Annotated in this window: 15 protein-coding genes and 1 tRNA gene; 5 read left to right on the forward strand and 11 right to left on the reverse strand. The window is 60.7% G+C overall.

Annotated features, from left to right (window positions below; all coding sequences use genetic code 11):
- Positions 1-185 precede the first annotated feature (185 nt).
- Genes ACQZ5H_RS05855 through metG form a run of 3 tightly spaced genes read right to left on the reverse strand, consistent with a single transcriptional unit; the run spans position 186 to position 3363 of the window.
- A complete protein-coding gene (locus ACQZ5H_RS05855; RefSeq protein ID WP_449097023.1) occupies positions 186-1016 on the reverse strand; it encodes an MBL fold metallo-hydrolase in 831 nt (276 codons plus the stop codon).
- 4 nt (positions 1017-1020) lie between these two features.
- Positions 1021-1803: a TatD family hydrolase gene (locus ACQZ5H_RS05860; protein ID WP_449097024.1), complete on the reverse strand. Its 783-nt coding sequence runs from the start codon at positions 1801-1803 to the stop codon at positions 1021-1023.
- Positions 1804-1812: 9 nt separating this feature from the next.
- Positions 1813-3363: a methionine--tRNA ligase gene (gene metG / locus ACQZ5H_RS05865; RefSeq protein ID WP_203428882.1), complete on the reverse strand. Its 1551-nt coding sequence runs from the start codon at positions 3361-3363 to the stop codon at positions 1813-1815.
- Positions 3364-3594: 231 nt separating this feature from the next.
- On the opposite strand from metG, the gene ACQZ5H_RS05870 reads away from it, so the two are divergent.
- Complete coding sequence (locus tag ACQZ5H_RS05870; RefSeq protein WP_199629646.1) at positions 3595-4395, forward strand: sulfite exporter TauE/SafE family protein; 801 nt, start codon at positions 3595-3597, stop codon at positions 4393-4395.
- Here the strand turns inward: ACQZ5H_RS05870 and ACQZ5H_RS05875 are convergent, their stop codons facing one another.
- The 4 genes from ACQZ5H_RS05875 to ACQZ5H_RS05890 all read right to left on the reverse strand — a co-directional run bounded on the left by ACQZ5H_RS05875 (position 4396) and on the right by ACQZ5H_RS05890 (position 8587).
- Positions 4396-5421: a DNA polymerase III subunit delta' gene (locus tag ACQZ5H_RS05875; protein ID WP_449097025.1), complete on the reverse strand. Its 1026-nt coding sequence runs from the start codon at positions 5419-5421 to the stop codon at positions 4396-4398.
- On the reverse strand, positions 5414-6088 hold the full coding sequence (gene tmk / locus ACQZ5H_RS05880; protein WP_199629644.1) for a dTMP kinase: 675 nt from the start codon (positions 6086-6088) through the stop codon (positions 5414-5416). The genes ACQZ5H_RS05875 and tmk overlap by 8 nt, the downstream gene beginning before the upstream one ends.
- Before the next feature lie 144 nt (positions 6089-6232).
- On the reverse strand, positions 6233-7429 hold the full coding sequence (locus tag ACQZ5H_RS05885; RefSeq protein ID WP_449097026.1) for a D-alanyl-D-alanine carboxypeptidase family protein: 1197 nt from the start codon (positions 7427-7429) through the stop codon (positions 6233-6235).
- Positions 7430-7498: 69 nt separating this feature from the next.
- Complete coding sequence (locus ACQZ5H_RS05890) at positions 7499-8587, reverse strand: septal ring lytic transglycosylase RlpA family protein (RefSeq protein ID WP_449097027.1); 1089 nt, start codon at positions 8585-8587, stop codon at positions 7499-7501.
- A 291-nt stretch (positions 8588-8878) separates the two neighbouring features.
- Between ACQZ5H_RS05890 and ACQZ5H_RS05895 the strand changes: the two genes are divergently transcribed.
- Positions 8879-11341 carry an FAD-dependent oxidoreductase gene (locus ACQZ5H_RS05895; protein ID WP_449097314.1) on the forward strand — a complete coding sequence of 821 codons (2463 nt, stop codon included), beginning with the start codon at positions 8879-8881 and terminating at the stop codon, positions 11339-11341.
- 66 nt (positions 11342-11407) lie between these two features.
- On the opposite strand, the gene ACQZ5H_RS05900 is transcribed toward ACQZ5H_RS05895, so the two are convergent.
- From ACQZ5H_RS05900 to ACQZ5H_RS05910, 3 genes are all read right to left on the reverse strand, one after another.
- A tRNA-Ser gene (locus ACQZ5H_RS05900) sits at positions 11408-11497 on the reverse strand.
- A 103-nt stretch (positions 11498-11600) separates the two neighbouring features.
- The gene (locus ACQZ5H_RS05905) at positions 11601-11948 is read right to left on the reverse strand and encodes a hypothetical protein (protein WP_449097028.1); all 348 of its coding nucleotides are present in this window, start codon (positions 11946-11948) and stop codon (positions 11601-11603) included.
- Positions 11949-12221: 273 nt separating this feature from the next.
- Positions 12222-12377: a hypothetical protein gene (locus ACQZ5H_RS05910; RefSeq protein WP_162708678.1), complete on the reverse strand. Its 156-nt coding sequence runs from the start codon at positions 12375-12377 to the stop codon at positions 12222-12224.
- 394 nt (positions 12378-12771) lie between these two features.
- On the opposite strand from ACQZ5H_RS05910, the gene ACQZ5H_RS05915 reads away from it, so the two are divergent.
- Positions 12772-13026 carry a GlsB/YeaQ/YmgE family stress response membrane protein gene (locus tag ACQZ5H_RS05915; protein WP_112716229.1) on the forward strand — a complete coding sequence of 85 codons (255 nt, stop codon included), beginning with the start codon at positions 12772-12774 and terminating at the stop codon, positions 13024-13026.
- A 67-nt stretch (positions 13027-13093) separates the two neighbouring features.
- Here ACQZ5H_RS05915 and ACQZ5H_RS05920 read toward each other — a convergent pair whose 3' ends face one another.
- Positions 13094-13375 carry a hypothetical protein gene (locus tag ACQZ5H_RS05920; protein ID WP_112716231.1) on the reverse strand — a complete coding sequence of 94 codons (282 nt, stop codon included), beginning with the start codon at positions 13373-13375 and terminating at the stop codon, positions 13094-13096.
- 220 nt (positions 13376-13595) lie between these two features.
- Between ACQZ5H_RS05920 and ACQZ5H_RS05925 the strand changes: the two genes are divergently transcribed.
- Together ACQZ5H_RS05925 and trpD are read left to right on the forward strand one after the other, a co-directional pair.
- Positions 13596-15485 carry a SurA N-terminal domain-containing protein gene (locus tag ACQZ5H_RS05925; RefSeq protein WP_449097029.1) on the forward strand — a complete coding sequence of 630 codons (1890 nt, stop codon included), beginning with the start codon at positions 13596-13598 and terminating at the stop codon, positions 15483-15485.
- Between the two features lie 15 nt (positions 15486-15500).
- Positions 15501-16517: an anthranilate phosphoribosyltransferase gene (trpD, locus tag ACQZ5H_RS05930; RefSeq protein WP_449097030.1), complete on the forward strand. Its 1017-nt coding sequence runs from the start codon at positions 15501-15503 to the stop codon at positions 16515-16517.

Raw genomic sequence — 16517 nt, forward strand, 5'->3', positions numbered from 1 at the left:
GCTATCAATCCCATCTGCAATCTCCCACGCATCCTTCAGATCCGGGGAGTGTGACATTCCAACTTTGCAGAAACAGGACATTCTAACTTTGTGGCTACATCCAAAGATCGCATAAGATAGATTATGGAACTAATTGATATGCCCAGATTACCTGAGAACCCCGGAAAACCGGCACTCTGACGCCCTCAGCGCTCTTCCAGCTCGCTGAGTTCGATCTCGAACTGCATCTGGTCGTAAGCCGGTTCGACGTGATCCGGCGTCTCGCCAATCACCGTGTCGTAGTCCAGCGGTGTATGCATATGCGTCAGGATCGCGCGCTTCGGCTGCAGTCTTGCGATCCAGTCGAGCGACTGTTCCAGCGACAGATGGCTCGGATGATAGCGGTATTGCAGCGCGTCGATGATCAGCACGTCCAGCTTTTCAAGCCTCACTGCAGTTTCCGGCGGAAAGTCGCTGATATCGCTGCAATAAGCGACATCACCGATGCGGAAGCCGAGCGAGATGATATCGCCGTGCTGCTGCTCGTGCGGCAGAAATGGAATGGCGCCGCCGGCGCCGGATATGCGGATCGGCGCGTCGAGTGTCTCGATCAGCCTGGGCTCGACGATTGGCGGATAATTGCTGCCTGGCGGCGTTTCGATGCAATAGCCGAAACCTTGGCGGATACGCTCCATCGTGAACGCATTGGCGTAGATCGGCACGCGCTGCTGGGCATTGTGATAGTAGCCACGCAGATCGTCGATGCCGTGGATATGGTCGGCATGCGGATGCGTGTAGAGCACCGCATCGATGTGACCGACCTTGGCGGCGATCATCTGCTCGCGGAAATCGGATCCGGTATCGACGACGACGGTTGTGACGCCGCCATTGCCGTCGAACTGCTGCACCATGAAGGATGCGCGCGTGCGCCGGTTCTTCGGATTGTCCGGGTTGCAGGCGCCCCAGTCACCGGTGATGCGCGGCACGCCTGGCGACGACGAACAGCCGAGAATGGTGAAACGCCGCCGGTAGCCCACGCCGCTAGATCCTCGGCATCTTGGTGAACAGCCGGAAGGCGTTGTCTGTGGTGATGCGCGCCATGTCGGCGTAGCTGAGATCAAGCGTCTCGGCGAGTACCTCGGCGGTGTTCACGACGTAGGACGGCTCGTTTCGCTTGCCGCGCCAGCGCTTGGGCGCCAGATACGGCGCGTCGGTTTCGACGAGCAGCCGGTCATGCGGGATCGTCTTGGCGATCGCCCGCAGTTCTTCCGACTTGGGGAAGGTCAGGATGCCCGAGAACGAGATATAACCGCCAAGCTCGACGCCGGTCTTTGCAAGCTCAGGGCCGGCCGAGAAGCAATGCAGGATGAAAGGGAAGGCCCCCTTCCCTGTTTCCTCGGTCAGGATCGCCGCCATGTCCTCGTCGGCGCTGCGGCTGTGAATGACCAGCGGCAACTGCGTTTCGCGCGCAGCCGCGATGTGACGGCGAAAGCCGGTCTGCTGGTCCGCAGGCGCCTGCGTGTCATAGAAATAGTCGAGACCGGCTTCGCCGATCGCAACAATCTTCTCATGGGCGTTCGCCAGACGGACGAGATCTTCCGTCTGGATATCAAGTTCCTCGTTGGCGCTGTTCGGATGCGTGCCGACCGAGCAGAAGACCGACGGATAGCGCTCGGTGATCGCCAGCAGCCCGTCGAGCTTCCTGACGCGCGTCGAGATCGTCACCATCTGCTTGACGCCGGACTGGTGCGCCCGAGCAACGATCTCGTCGCGCTCAGCGTCGAAATCGGCAAAGTCCAGATGGCAATGCGTATCGATCAGCATCGGCAGTCCTTACGCCTCGGGCGCGACGTAACGCGGGAAGACCGGTGCCGGTGCCTCAAGCTGCGTGCCTGGCACCAGACGGCCGGCCTCGCCGAGCGCTGCGAAATCGCGCTTGTCCGCAGGAGCGGCAACGAGATCGAGCAGCTTTCCGGCCGATTCAGGAACGATCGGCTGCAGCAGGATGGCGATCTGGCGCACGACTTCGGCCGTAACGTAAAGCACGGTCGCCATACGGTCCGGATCGGTCTTCTTCAGCGCCCACGGCGCCTGACCGGCGAAATAGCGGTCGGTCTCGGAGACCACGCCGATGATCGAGGCGACAGCCTTGTGGATCATCTGCTTGCCCATGTCTTCGCGGTTGGAATCCAGCAGCGCATCGGCAGCAGCCAGCATCACCTTGTCTTCATCCGTCAGCGGACCGGGTTCCGGGATCTTGCCGTCGCAGTTCTTGACGATCATCGACAGCGAGCGGCTGGCAAGGTTGCCGATACCATTGGCGAGGTCAGCGTTGATGCGCTGGCCGATCGCCTCTTCGCTATAGCTGCCATCCTGGCCGAAGGAGACTTCGCGCAGGAAGAAGTAGCGCACCTGGTCGAGACCGAAGTGATTGACGAGATTGACGGGGTCGACGACGTTGCCGAGCGACTTCGACATCTTCTCGCCCTTGTTGAGCAGGAAGCCGTGAGCAAAGACGCGCTTTGGCAGCGGCAGACCCGCCGACATCAGGAAGGCCGGCCAGTAGACGGCGTGGAAGCGGATGATGTCCTTGCCGATAATATGCACATCGGCCGGCCAGTATTTCGCCCGCGGTCCATTGCGGTCTTCGATATAGCCGGTCGCGGTGATGTAGTTGGTCAGCGCGTCGACCCAGACATACATGACATGCTCGGGATCGTTTGGAACCTTGATGCCCCAGTCGAAGGTCGTGCGCGAGACCGAGAGGTCCTTCAGGCCGGACTTGACGAAGGAAATGACCTCGTTGCGGCGCTCGGACGGACCGATGAAATCGGGGTTCTCTTCGTAGTGCTTGAGCAGCTTGTCCTGGTATTCGGACAGCTTGAAGAAGTAGCTGGCTTCCTCGACCCATTCGACCGGCGTGCCCTGCGGGCCGTAGCGGACGCCGTCGGCGCGCACTTCGGTCTCGTCTTCCTGGTAATAGGCTTCGTCACGCACCGAGTACCAGCCGGCATAGGAATCCTTGTAGATGTCGCCGTTGTCGGCCATCAGGTTCCAGATGTTGCGCGACGTCTCGTGGTGGCGTTCCTGCGTCGTGCGGATGAAGTCGTCGTTCGACGCATTCAACAGCTTCGCCATCGCCTGGAATTCACCGGAATTGCGGTCGGCAAGTTCCTGGGCCGTAATGCCCTCGTTGCGTGCCGTCTGCTGCATCTTCTGGCCGTGCTCGTCGGTACCCGTCAGGAAGAAAACATCACGGCCGTCGAGGCGCTGGAAGCGCGCCATGGCGTCGGTGGCGATCAGTTCGTAGGCATGGCCGATATGCGGCTTGCCATTCGGATAGGAAATCGCGGTGGTGATGTAGAAGGGCTTCTTGTCTGTCATGGCGGCCATCTTTGTCCGGCTTACTCTATCAAAATTGTCAGCCGCTCTTAGCGCATGTCATGGCGAAGAGAAACACTAAGTTTCGAAAGCGGCAGCCTTTTGGCCGCCTGCGCGGCAAGCTGAGCTTGACTCGTTTTTGCCCGCATCCTACCCCTTTGCCATCATCAGGGGCGAGGCAGAGTAGACCGTGAAAATTGAGCTGATCGCCGCACGCGCATCGGGGAATGCCGCTTGAGCCTTCCCGAAACCTTCCAGCCTCTCTATTCGCTCTCCGGCTTCTTTGTCGGCATGCTTGTCGGCATTACAGGCGTCGGCGGCGGCTCGCTGATGACGCCGCTGCTGGTGCTGCTCTTCGGCGTCCATCCGGCAACTGCCGTCGGCACCGACCTTCTCTATGCCGCGATCACCAAATCAGCGGGTACCGCGGTCCACGGCATACATGGCCGCATCAACTGGCGCATCGTCGGCTCGCTCGCCGCCGGAAGCGTCCCGGCCGCCCTGCTCATGCTCTGGCTGATGTCCGGCGTCGACCGCAAGAGCGTCGAGGTGGCGCATACGATCACCATCGCCCTTGGCTGGCTGCTGGTCATGACCGCCTTCATGCTGATTTTCCGCTCCCAGGTGCTCGCCTTCGCTAAGAGCGCCATCGGCGAGCGCTCGCCGCCGAAGCCCGCGACGATCGCCATCTTTACGGTCATCCTCGGCCTGGCGCTCGGCGTTCTCGTCACGCTGACCTCGGTCGGCGCCGGTGCGCTTGGCGTCACCATTCTCCTGGTTCTGTATCCGAACCTCGATGTGCGCGAGATCGTCGGCTCCGATATCGTCCATGCCGTGCCGCTGACGCTGATCGGCGGTATGGGCTACTGGTTCATCGGCGAGATCGACTGGCTGATGCTGGTTGCTCTGCTCATCGGCTCGATCCCGGGGATCATCGCAGGCAGCCTGCTGGCGCCGAAGCTGCACGAGCGCACCATCCGCATCGTGCTGGCGCTGACGCTTGCCGTCGTCGCCTGGAAGCTGCTGACGGCTTGATTACGGCCCGGGTTGCTTGATATCGGCGAGAATGCCGAGGATCGTCTGCTTGCGGTCGAGATTATAGGCTCCCGACACCGTCAGCCGCTCGTTCACATCCGACTGTAGCCGCGCCATCCGCTCGGCACCGGCAATATCCCCTGCCCGCGCCGCCTGACGCGCCCGGTCCATCAGGTCTTCGCCGACATGGCTCACGAAGAACTCGAAGATCGTATCGCTTTCTTTTCCGGAGAGAGCATCGGCCAGCCGGTGCATGGCGCGCCGCGCCGCCGGTCCCTGTGCCGAAAGCACGTCCTGATAGGCATTGATGATCTCGCCGCCACCATAGTTCATCAGCTTCAAAGCCTCGCCGACGCTGCCCTTAGCGGCCGCAAGCAGCGACGGATCGTCGGTCGCAGCACCGAGATTGCCCAGCGCCGCCGCGAGATCGCCTTCGCCAAGCGGCGAGAGCTTCAGCGGCAGGCAGCGCGACCGGATGGTCGGCAGCAGTTTTCCCGGCGCATGCGAGAGAACCAGGAACAGCGCCCGCTTAGGTGGCTCCTCGAGGATCTTCAGGATCGCATTGGCGGCATTCCGGTTCATGTCGTCGGCCGGATCGATGATGACGATGCGCCAGTTGCCGGTGCCCGATGTCTGCGAGAAGAATTTCCCGGCGCGGCGCACCTCGTCGACGGTGATCGCCGACTTGACCTTGCCGGTCTTCTCGTCGACCGGCCGCGCCAGATGCAGGAGATTGTGCGAGGCACCCGATGAGATCTGGCGGCTGACGGGAGAATTCGGATCCGGATCGGGAATGATTTCAGGCGCGGCCCCGGGATCGGGGTGCGAAAGCACGTAATTGGCAAAGCGGAAGGCCAGCGTCGCCTTGCCGATACCTTCCGGTCCCTCGATCAGGACCGCATGATGTCCCTTGCCGGAGCGATAGGACTGCGAGAGGAAAGCCTCCGCATCCTCGTGACCAAAGAGCTTGGGATTTTCCGCCGGCCAGATCGCCCCATCCAGCAGGCCGGGCCGGTCCTCACTCATGAACGGCTTCCGGCGTCTTTTCGGCCGCGTCAGTGCTCGTCAGCTGCGTGATGATCTCGAGGATTTCGGCGGCGATAGCGGCCTCGTCCTGCATGGCATTGACGACGTGGCAGCGTTCCGGTTCGCGGGCGGCGATATCGAGATAGGCCTCGCGGCGCTTCTCGTGCGTTTCCAGCTCTTCTTTCTCGAAGCGATCGGGACCATCCGCATTGCGCTTCTGCACCCGGGCAAGACCGGCGCTTGCGGGAATATCAAGGATGACGGTGCAATCCGGCACCACGCCATTGACGGCGATGCGCTGCAGCGTCTCGATGAAATCGGGCTCCAGATTGCCGGTTACGCCCTGATAGACGCGCGAGGAATCCATGAAGCGGTCACAGAGCACGATCTTGCCCTGCAGCAGCGCCGGCCGGATGATTTCCTCGACGTGATCGTTGCGCGCCGCGGCAAACAGGATCGCTTCCATCCGCGTGCCGAAAGCTTCGGCCGCGCCTGACAGCAGCACATGGCGAACGGCTTCCGCACCCGGCGAACCGCCGGGCTCGCGCGTCAGCAGCACCTGATGTCCGCGCTCGCGCAAAGCTTCGGCAAGGCGGCGGATCTGGGTCGATTTGCCAGCCCCCTCACCACCTTCGAATGTAACGAACAATCCCGTACCGGACGACACGCGCACTTTCCCGTCTTCTCGCCATCCTGCGAAAGAATTGACGCAGGGCTCCTGACCTATCTAGCCGAAGACGCCGCCAAGTGAAACCTTGCACTGAGCCGGGCAAGCGCCCTTCCCCGCCAATTTCAAGTGCCGGCCCGGTCGTCAGGCGCCTTCGGCCTTGTCCCAAAGCCAGGAGAAGAACACGGATTCGCCGAGTTCGAGCAGCGCATCGACCGCCCGGCTGGTCAGCGAGCCCTCGGCCACGCTCTGCGCGGTAAAGAGCGGCACTTCGCGCAACACGCGCCCGCCGGAGGAAATCACCAGCGTCCCCGCCTCCGCATCGGCCGCTACCGGCGCTGTTAGCGGCCAGCGATAGATGATTCGCGCCGCCAGCCGATCGGGATTGCTGACCGGGATATAGACGCTGACCGGCGTCTTGGCGACCAAGTTGACGCTGCCCGACTGCCCGCCATAAACGCTCGCCGACCCGACAACTTCCTTCTCGGCAAAGATCTGCCGCGTTTCGAAGGAGGTCAGCCCCCATTCGAGAATGCGCTTGGCCTCGTCTGTGCGCTCCTTGTCGGAGGCGATGCCGCCGAGCGCCAGGAACAGCCGCTTGCCGTCACGCTGCACCGAGGCGACGATCGAATAGCCCTCGCCTTCGGCAAAGCCGGTCGCAAGGCCATCGGCGCCGAGACCCAGACCGAGCAGCGGATTGCGATTGCGCTGGAAGATCTTGTTCCATTCGAAATCGGCCTGCGCAAAATAGGGATAATAGGCCGGATAGGTCTGCTGCAGATCGGCGGCGAGCGTCACCATATCCCGCGCCGTCGTCTTGCTCTTGCCGCCGTCGGGCAGGCCGGTCGAATTGCCGAAAATGCTCTTGGTCATCCCGAGCGTCTGGGCACGGCGCGTCATGGCGGCAGCGAAATTCTCCTCGGTGCCGCTCATGCCTTCGGCGAGAATGATGCAGCTGTCATTGGCGCCCTGGATGGCAACGCCCTTGACCAGATCTTCGACGCGCACCCGGCTCTTCAGCGAAGCAAACATCGTTGCCGTCCGTGACGGTGCGCCGCCGGTGCGCCAGGCGAATTCGGAGACCGGATAATCGGTATCGAGGGTGATCTCGCCGCCCTTCAGCGAGGCAAAGACGATATCCATCGTCATCAGCTTTGCGAGCGACGCCGGCGAGAAAGCCTGGTCCTCGTTCTTCGCCAGAAGCACGGTGCCGGTCGAAGCCTCGATCATATAGGCCTGCGCCGCCTTGGTGACGAAGCCGGCAGGTGCCGGATCGGCTGCAGCCGATGCCGAAGCAGCAGAAAGCAGGCAAACGCAATAACCGATGAGACGCTTCAGCATCGCAAGTCCCCAAGCGCGAAATTCGATTCTGGAGGTTAGAGAACCCGGTGCGCGCCTGCAATCGGCGTCTTAGCGCACCGGCTGCTTTGCGTGCTGGCGCTTGTAGGAGGCGAGGATCGATTCCTGCGTCAGGCCATCGTTGCGGACCATGACGGCGTCGAAAGCGATCGGAACGGTGACCGTTTCGGTTTCCTGATAGCCCATGGCCAGCGAGCTGCCCCAGCCATAGGGACGCTCATAAGGGATCGGTCCGATCTCCGGCAGAACCACCATTTCGCCGAAACCCTGCGGCGCACCCATCGTGCCGAAAGGCTGCGCCGGTGCGGGCGTCGGGACCGGAGCGGCATTATAGCGGGCGCTCGGCGTCGAACCGCCGTAAGCCGTCGCCGACATCGGAACCGGAACCTTGGAGGCCTGAGGCACGGTCAGCGTGCCCAGGCTGCGCAGCTGGTCGCTGGTGATGCGGCGATCGTTGGAAGCGACCATCACGCCGCTTGCAATCTGACCGCCCGGATCGACGGCCGGGATGCGGCTGCCCTTCGGCGTGTAGGAGGCCATCAGATAGGGCATGTCATGCCCATCCATACGCGCCTTGCCGACATACTGAACGCGAACGCGGCCGGTGCCGCTGTGCTTCATGTCGAGCAGGTCGGCGGTCTTGTTGGACAGGTCGATGATTCGACCCTCGTGATAAGGGCCGCGATCGTTGACGCGCACGATGATCGACGAGCCGTTCTCGACATTGGTGACGCGCGCATAGCTCGGCAGCGGGAATGTCGGATGGGCCGCCGAGATCGACAGCTGATCATAGACCTCGCCATTCGCCGTCAGGCGGCCGTGGAAGGCCGAGCCGTACCAAGATGCGATGCCGACCTTGCTATAGGAGAAATCTTCCTGCGGATAATACCACTTGCCCTTCACCTGATAGGGATTGCCGACGATATAGCGGCCGCCGCCCTTCGGGATCGGTCCGCCCTCGACGACACGGGGGCTGGCTTTGACGCCATATTCTTTTTCGGAAAAGTATTCTTTGCCGTGAGCGCGCTTCTTCGGCGCCTGAGATGTTGTACCGCACGCCGTGACCGCAGCGCACATCGCCGCCAATGCCAGCCACCGCACACCCGTTGCGAAAGACGCCGCCCCGTATTCCAACTTCATTTGTCCCACGCCGCCAAAGATCGTTATGGTTAAGCAAGTGCCCTGAAACGGACCAACCCTGCCTACGCCCCTGCACCTAACGAGACTTTAATTGTGTGGCCAATGTGCCGAATTTGCGAACAATATCGCAGCGATAGCCGCAATTTTAATGGTTATGGTTTATAGATGGTTAAATTAAAGATGTTTCAAGCTCGCTTAATGCGGCCGAATAACGGCCTCGCTTCTCCGGTTTTCATTTAATCAACAGTCAGATAAATCCCAGAGCAATCTCAACGAACATAAGATTTGATCGTGATTATTCCTGCGACTGACATACAGCCGGGTTCATCAGAAGCATATGATCTGTGCATCATAGGAAGCGGGCCGGCGGGCATGACCATCGCCCTTGAGCTCAAGTATTCGGGCTTGCGGATCTGCGTGCTCGAAAGTGGCAGTGAAGCCGCAGGCGAGCGAGACGACCTTGGTGCCATCCGATCCGAGGGTATAGAGGTCAGATCCGATTCCCGCGTCCGATCGATTGGCGGCTCCTCGCAGACCTGGTCCGGTTTCATTGCCCCGCTGGACGAGATTGATCTGAAAGACCGGCCAGGATTGCACCCCGGTTGGCCTATTTCTCACGATGAGCTTTATTCGGGCTCCGACGAGGTTGGATATCGTTACAAGATTCCATCACGCAACAGGTTCGGTGAGCCTTGGAGCAACAATGTCGAGCATCACCTGCCCGCGCTTCCGGGCGTTCATGGCAAGATCTTCAAGACGCAGGAGCCGGTAACCCGCTTCGGCAGGCGTTACACGCATGCCTTTTTGTCAGAAGGCTTTGACCTGGTTTATGGCGCGACCGTTACCTCGTTGGAGCTCGGTCCGGGCCAGTCAGAGTTGGCACATGTCGTGGGCGCAAACTGTGCGACCGACAGCGGCACGAAGATCCGCATCCAGGCCAAGAGATTCGTTCTGGCGACATCGGCGATCGAGGCCATCAGGATACTGAAAAACTCTGGCATCCCAGACAATTTTGGCCGCCTCGGCCGCGGCTTCATGAATCACCCGAAGGGCTATATTGGACGTGTGACGTTCAATGAGCCGCTGCCGAAGTCACATGATTTCTTTAAGGTAAGCGACCGCGGCTATACAGGCTATGTCGGGCTTCGTCTGAGCGATGAGGTTCAGGAAAACGAAGGGCTTCTCAATCCCTATCTGCGCTTCGAACCCAGTTCTATCGGCACCTACCCGGAGGCAAAACAGCTGAGCCAAACGCTGCGGGCCTTCACGGCGTCGCTACGCAAACGCCAATTTGCAGCCGCCGGCAAACATGTTGCAGGCCTCGCAAATCTCCCCGGGATTCTGCAAACCGTCCAGCGGATAGCAGCGAGACTTCTGAGCAAGCGCCAAAAGACCTTCAAATGGGCACGCGTGCGTTGCTTCATGGAGATGCGCCCGAGCGATGCTTCGTACGTCACTGTTTTGCCCGAGGTGGCGGATCAACTCGGTACGCCGATCGCTTTCGTCAAGCACGACATCACGGATGAGGACGTCCGAGCGGTGGCGCGCCTGGCTGAGCAGGCGCGCGTTGCGCTGCAGGCTGCTGGTATCGGAGAGTTGACTGTCGAGCCAGACCTCGCGGGCCTCTTGCGCAATGACGCGAGCCATCATCTCGGCGGGGCAGCCATGGGGCATGATCCACAGACTTCGGTCGTCGACACGAATCTGCGCGTCCATAGTGTCGATAATCTCTTTCTTGCCGGCGGTATGGTCTTCCCGACAGGGGGAAGCGCAAATCCGACAATGACGGTGATTGCGCTATCGATCCGGCTGGCGCGACATCTCGTTCCCGATATGCCTCGGGGGAAGGTTGTTGCCGCAAGAGATAGAACCGATCACGCGATCGTCATCGGTGCCGGCCGCCGTGTCCGGGAAGATGTCATACCTGCTCTTGAGGCTATCGAAAGCATCGAGATCGACAAGGTCTATTCGACCGGTCTCAATGCGGTTTTCGGTGAGCTTGAGTGCTATGAGACCGCCTCGCTCGAATCTCTCACCGCCGATCAACTGCAGCAGGCCACGCTCATCTACATCGCCGTCCCGCCGGCGCAGTTGGAGCGGGTTCTCGCCCAAGTCACAAAATCGTCTGTCCGACACATCGCGCTGATCATCGATACACCAGCTGTCGACACCCCCCGGATAAAATCGGAGCTTGCCAAATTCAGGCAGGCCGTACTTGGCGAGGATTCTGTTTTGCTTCCGTGGATCGATGCACTGCCGAGTGAGCCGGTTCGGGCAGTTAGGATGCAACGTTCAGGTTACCGCTATCATGCCGCCGCGCTCGCAAGGGCGCTGGTCGGTCGAGGCGAGTTGGCGAAGATAAAGGCGACATCCGGAAAACGCGACAACATGACGATCGCTTTTGCCGATACCGCAACCGCAACAATAATCGGCCCCCGCAACTATCGCACCGGGACATTGGAGCTCGAACTCAATGGCGGCAAGGTCCTGAGTTCTGAACTAGCCGCCGAAAATCCCATCCGGCCGCTAATTAGCGGCAGGCTTTGCGTTGGCTTCAGGTGTGGTTCTAAAGAGGTGCATCTGACGGAGCAGGAGAGCGCATTGCTCGGCTACTTCGGGGCTCAAGACACTGTCGTCACAAGAATGCTGGATCTGAAGCGCGTCGGCCTGAAAAGGTTGATCGAAGCCACGATCCGTGGCGAAACGCCCTACAGCCATGAATTCGGCCTGGAAGACGCAACGATGAAGTGGTGAGTGCTGCGGCAAGCCATGAGCCGTGGTACACGATTGGCTCTGTTTGATCGCCGCTCTAATTGGAATTGGCGGAAGAGGTGGGATTCGAACCCACGGTACGGTTTCCCGCACGCCGGTTTTCAAGACCGGTTCCTTAAACCACTCGGACACTCTTCCGTTCCGCGCCTTATGACGCAAAGGCGCGCGTCAATGCAAGGGCTGGACCCAAAAATCTCTGCGGCGCGATCGCCCTTACCGGAAAATGGGAACATAGGACGCCTCAGGCGGTTCGGCTTTCTTCAACACCGATGAAGGAGGAAATCATGTTTGTGAAAATAGCTGCCGTGTCCCTGCTGTCTCTCGGGCTGGCAACATCCGCCCTCGCCCAGTCGTCCAGCGGCGGTTCTTCGGGTGGTAGTGCAGCGGGAAGCGGATCGGGGACCGGGACGATGTCGGGGTCCGGCAGCATGGGCGGCAATGGAAGCGGCGGCACGAACGGGACGACCAACAGCAATCCCGCGATCGTCGATCCGAACACGACGAACAGCACGATCAATAGCGGAAATTCCGGCTCGAACGGTGATTCAAACGACTGCCGCCGTGAGCCGCAGGCAAATGCAAGCGGCAATACCGGTCCATCCGGTAATGTCGTGAGCCCGGACAATTCGGCCGCGTGCGCACAATAAAGCCGCTACGCGCGTCTGGGTGCCTGTCGCGTGACTGCAGTTGGCATCCAAGTCGCTCTCGGCTGCAGCCCGCTATGGTTGTCGTACAATACAAAGCCGAGGCGCGGTGATAGTCCGAAACGGAGCGAAAACCACTCTAACGGTGGACTATGGCGGCCAATTTGCTGATTGGCCGTCAGAATGTCGCGCGTTGAGGCTGAAGTGCCGTCCGGGTCTTAGGCGGCGACGGCTTCCTTGGGCTTTACGCCCTTATCCTGCTTGCGCACAGCCTCTTTCGCCATCTTGATCAGGTAGGCGACGAACAGTTCGTTGTCGGCCTCGGCGATTTTGCGGGCTGCTTCCAGGTGTTCCATAAGGTGTGAATGACGCATCTGAGTCTCCCGTCGGTTGCTGTGTATCGATGATCACTAATATGCTTTAATGGCACGTTAATTTTGCAACCTGGAATAATTTACGTGGCGAAGTAAAAACTGGTTTCTTCTCAGTCGTTTCATTCAAATTTTATGCTTAACCATCCGTTAATATTTGGCTTGCCGCGCTTACCTGATGATTTATTCTCGAACGTCAAATGGGAGAGAGTAAAAATGTCCGGTAAGAGTTTGATCATGCCGCTGGGTTTTGCGGCGCTTGCCCTGTCGGGACTGCTGTTTCAGCTGGTCAGCCATGCGATGCATATGCCGGTGACATTGCTTCAGCCCTGAGAATCGGGGAACCTTTCTGCAGTTTCCGCGTTCATTTCGTTGTTTTTCTCGGAGGGAAATCACTATGGAAGATCAGGGCGTAGGCTGGATTGCGGCAATCATCATCGGCGGCTTTGCCGGCTGGCTGGCCGAAAAGTTCATGAGCAGCAACATGGGCGTGTTCATGAACATCATTCTCGGCATTGTCGGCGCTATCGTCGCCAACTTCATTCTGGGGCTTCTGCATGTGCAGCCGCTGTCGGGCTGGCTCGGCTATCTCATCACCGGTTTCGTCGGCGCCTGCCTGCTGATCGCCATCGGCCGGATGGTCCGGCGCTGATCCCAAGAAAAATGCGCATGAAAAAAGCCGGGATTTCACTCCCGGCTTTTTTGTAGGATGGCGGCAATCAGCGGCGGCTCATCAGCCCGAAGACATAAGCGATGCCGGCCGTGACGGCGAGAGCGAAGATCGGCTCCTCGCGCACCTTGTCGCGTACCTTTTCCGTCATCACAGAAGCTTCGTCGGCAACGGCGGTCTTTGCTCCCTGCCCCAGCGCCACGACGCTTTCGGAAAGGCGGGCCAGATCCTCGCGCAACGCGGCTACCTGTGCGGACAGGTCATCGGCGGCGACTTCCGCCTTGACGCGCGCAGCTGTGGATTGGGCGGAGGCGGTTTTCAGTTCGGCCATTGTCTGCTCCTATTTTTCCGGATGCCGCAACAACGAATGGAGGCGGCGAAAGGTTCCCGGCAATGCGCGCTTTTGTTGCCTGGGGCGGCCCAGCAAAATCCATTCCGGACACTGTCATGTTTTCGTCCGATAACGCTTCAATTCCGCCGTGCTTTGCTCTAAGGAACGTCGAAAGCTTTGCCCGTGAATGGGCGGAATATAATGCGAGGTTTGCGTTTCGATGTTCCATATCCTGAGAAGAGCTGCCCAGACGTGGGTCGCCAAGCTCCTCATGCTTCTTCTGGTCGCCTCCTTCGGCATCTGGGGCATATCCCGCGAGCTGATCAGCGGCGGTTCCAGCACGACGGTAGTCACCGTTGGTGATCAGAAGGTGGACGTCAACGAGTTCCGCCTCGCCTACCAGCGCCAGGTGGCAAGCCTCAGCCAGCAGTTCGGCATGCGCCTGACGCCGGATCAGGCCAAGGCCTTCGGTGTCGAGCAGCAGACAATCGCCCAGCTCGTTGCCGGCGCTTCGCTCGATCAGCTCGCCGAAGACATGAATCTCGGCCTCTCTGAAGATCGCCTCGCCCAGCTGATCGGTGACGATCCGGCGTTCAAGGATGTCAGCGGCAAGTTCGACCGCACGCTCTTCACCTCGCGCCTGCGCAATGCCGGTATCCGCGAAGCCGATTATATCAACGAGCGCAGCAAGGTCGCGGTCCGCAGCCAGATCGTCGATGCCGTCTCGAATGGCTTCACCGCCCCGAAGACGCTGGTCGATGCGCTCAAGGTCTATCGCCAGGAAAGCCGCGACATCGATTACCTGCTGCTCACCAACGCCAATATCGAGCCGATCAAGGCACCCGCCGATGACGTTCTGTCGAAGTGGTTCGATGGCGTAAAGACCCGCTACCGCGCGCCGGAATACCGCAAGGTCGCCTATCTCAAGCTCGAGTCTGCCGACATTGCCGATGTCTCGACGGTCACCGACGAGCAGATCCGCGAAGATTTCGACAAGCGCAAGGAAACCTTCCGCACGCCCGAGACCCGCACGATCGAACAGCTGACGTTCGCCAACAAGGATCTGGCTGCCGCCGCCCTCGCCGCGCTGAAGACCGGCACGACGTTCGATCAGCTGGTTACCGACCAGGGCAAGACGGCAACCGACGTGCTGCTCGGCGATTTCACCAAGGACAAGGTTCCGGATCAGTCCGTCGCCGATGCAGCCTTTGCCGTTGCCAAGAGCGGCGGCACGACGCCTGTCGTCGACGGCGCCTTCGGTCCGGTCATCCTGCGCATCACCAATATCAAGCCGGAAACGACGAAGACGCTCGACGAGGTCAAGGAAGACATCCGCAAGCAGCTTGCGCTGGTCAACGCTTCGCAGGAAGTCATCAATGTCCACGATCATATCGAGGATATGCGCAGCGCCGGCCAGTCGCTCGAAGACATTGCCAAGGAGCTGAAGCTCAAGGCCGTCCTCATCGACGCGATCGACGCCACGGGCGCTGACAAGGATGGCAACGAGGTCAAGGATATCCCGGCCAAGCAGCAGCTGCTCGGCGAAGCCTTCAAGACCGAAGTCGGCACCCAGCCGGTTGCCGTTTCACTCGGCAATGACGGCTATGTCTGGTTCGATGTTCGCGAAGTGACGCCTGAGCGCGACCGCCCGCTCGCCGAAGTGCGCGACAAGGCCGTTGCCGACTGGACCGCAGAGCAGCAGAAGCTCGAGCTTGCGAAGAAGGCCGACGAGCTGAAGCAGGAAGCACAGAAGGGCAAGTCGCTGGCCGATATCGCTGCCCCGCTTGGCATCGCCGTAGAAAGCAAGGCCGGTATCACCCGCAGCACCGATGACGCTGTCCTCGGCCGCGCCGTCAACGCTGCCTTCAGCGGCCCGGCCGATACGGTTGCCAGTGCCGTTGGCGCCGATCCGAGCACGCAGATCCTGCTCAAGGTCACCAATGTCAATGACGACCCGACGACCGATGCGCTGACCAACCAGGATGCGCAGATCGCCGCCGTCGCCAATGCTGCCGGTGACGATATCCTCGACCAGATGGTGACCCTGCTGCAAACGCAGTACGGCGCCTCGATCAACCAGACGCTCGCCGATCAGGCAGCCGTTCGCTAGCAGGAGCTTGAGCTGATGACCGATCTGAAGCCGCTTCTGGCCAAGGCCGCGAGCCGCGAGCCTCTGACGCGTGAGGAGGCCCAGGCGGCCTTCGACATCCTGATGTCGGGCCAGGCGACGCCTTCGCAGATCGGCGGCTTCCTGATGGCCCTCAGGGTACGTGGCGAAACCGTCGACGAGATCGTCGGCGCCGCCACCACGATGCGCTCCAAGATGCTGCGCGTCGTCGCCCCTGACGATGCGATCGACATCGTCGGCACCGGCGGTGACGGCAGTGGCACCTACAATATCTCGACGCTGGCGGCGCTGATCGTCGCCGGTGCCGGTGTCCCGGTCGCCAAGCACGGCAACCGCGCCCTGAGCTCGAAATCCGGAGCGTCGGACAGCCTGTCGGCACTCGGCGTCAAGCTGGAGATCAGCCCCGAAGTGATCAGCCGCTGCATCGCGGAAGCCGGTGTCGGCTTCATGTTCGCGCAGCAGCATCACTCGGCGATGCGCCATGTCGGCCCGTCGCGCGTCGAGCTCGGTACGCGCACGATCTTCAATTTGCTGGGACCGCTCACCAATCCCGCCGGCGTCCGCCGCCAGCTGCTCGGCGTCTTTGCGCCGCAATGGGTGGTGCCGCTCGCCGAAGTCATGCGCGATCTGGGCTCCGAAAGCGTCTGGGTCGTCCACGGCGATGGCCTGGACGAAATCACCACGACCGGCAAGACCAGCGTTGCAGCACTCGAGAACGGCAAGATCCGCACTTTCGAGCTGTCGCCTGCCGATTTCGGCGTGGCACCCTGCACGCTCTCGGCCCTCAAGGGCGGAGATGGCGTCGTCAACGCGGCGGCACTGCGCGAAGTACTCGGCGGCACCAAGAACGCCTATCGCGATGTCGCGCTTGCGAATGCCGCTGCTGCGCTCGTCGTTGCTGGCAAGGCCGAGACGATCGCCAAGGGCATGATGCTCGCCACGCAATCGCTGGACAGCGGCGCGACGGCGGCAGCCCTCGACAAACTCATCGCCGTTTCCAACGATATCGACTAG

The sequence above is a fragment of the Rhizobium sp. 21-4511-3d genome (assembly GCF_053522545.1).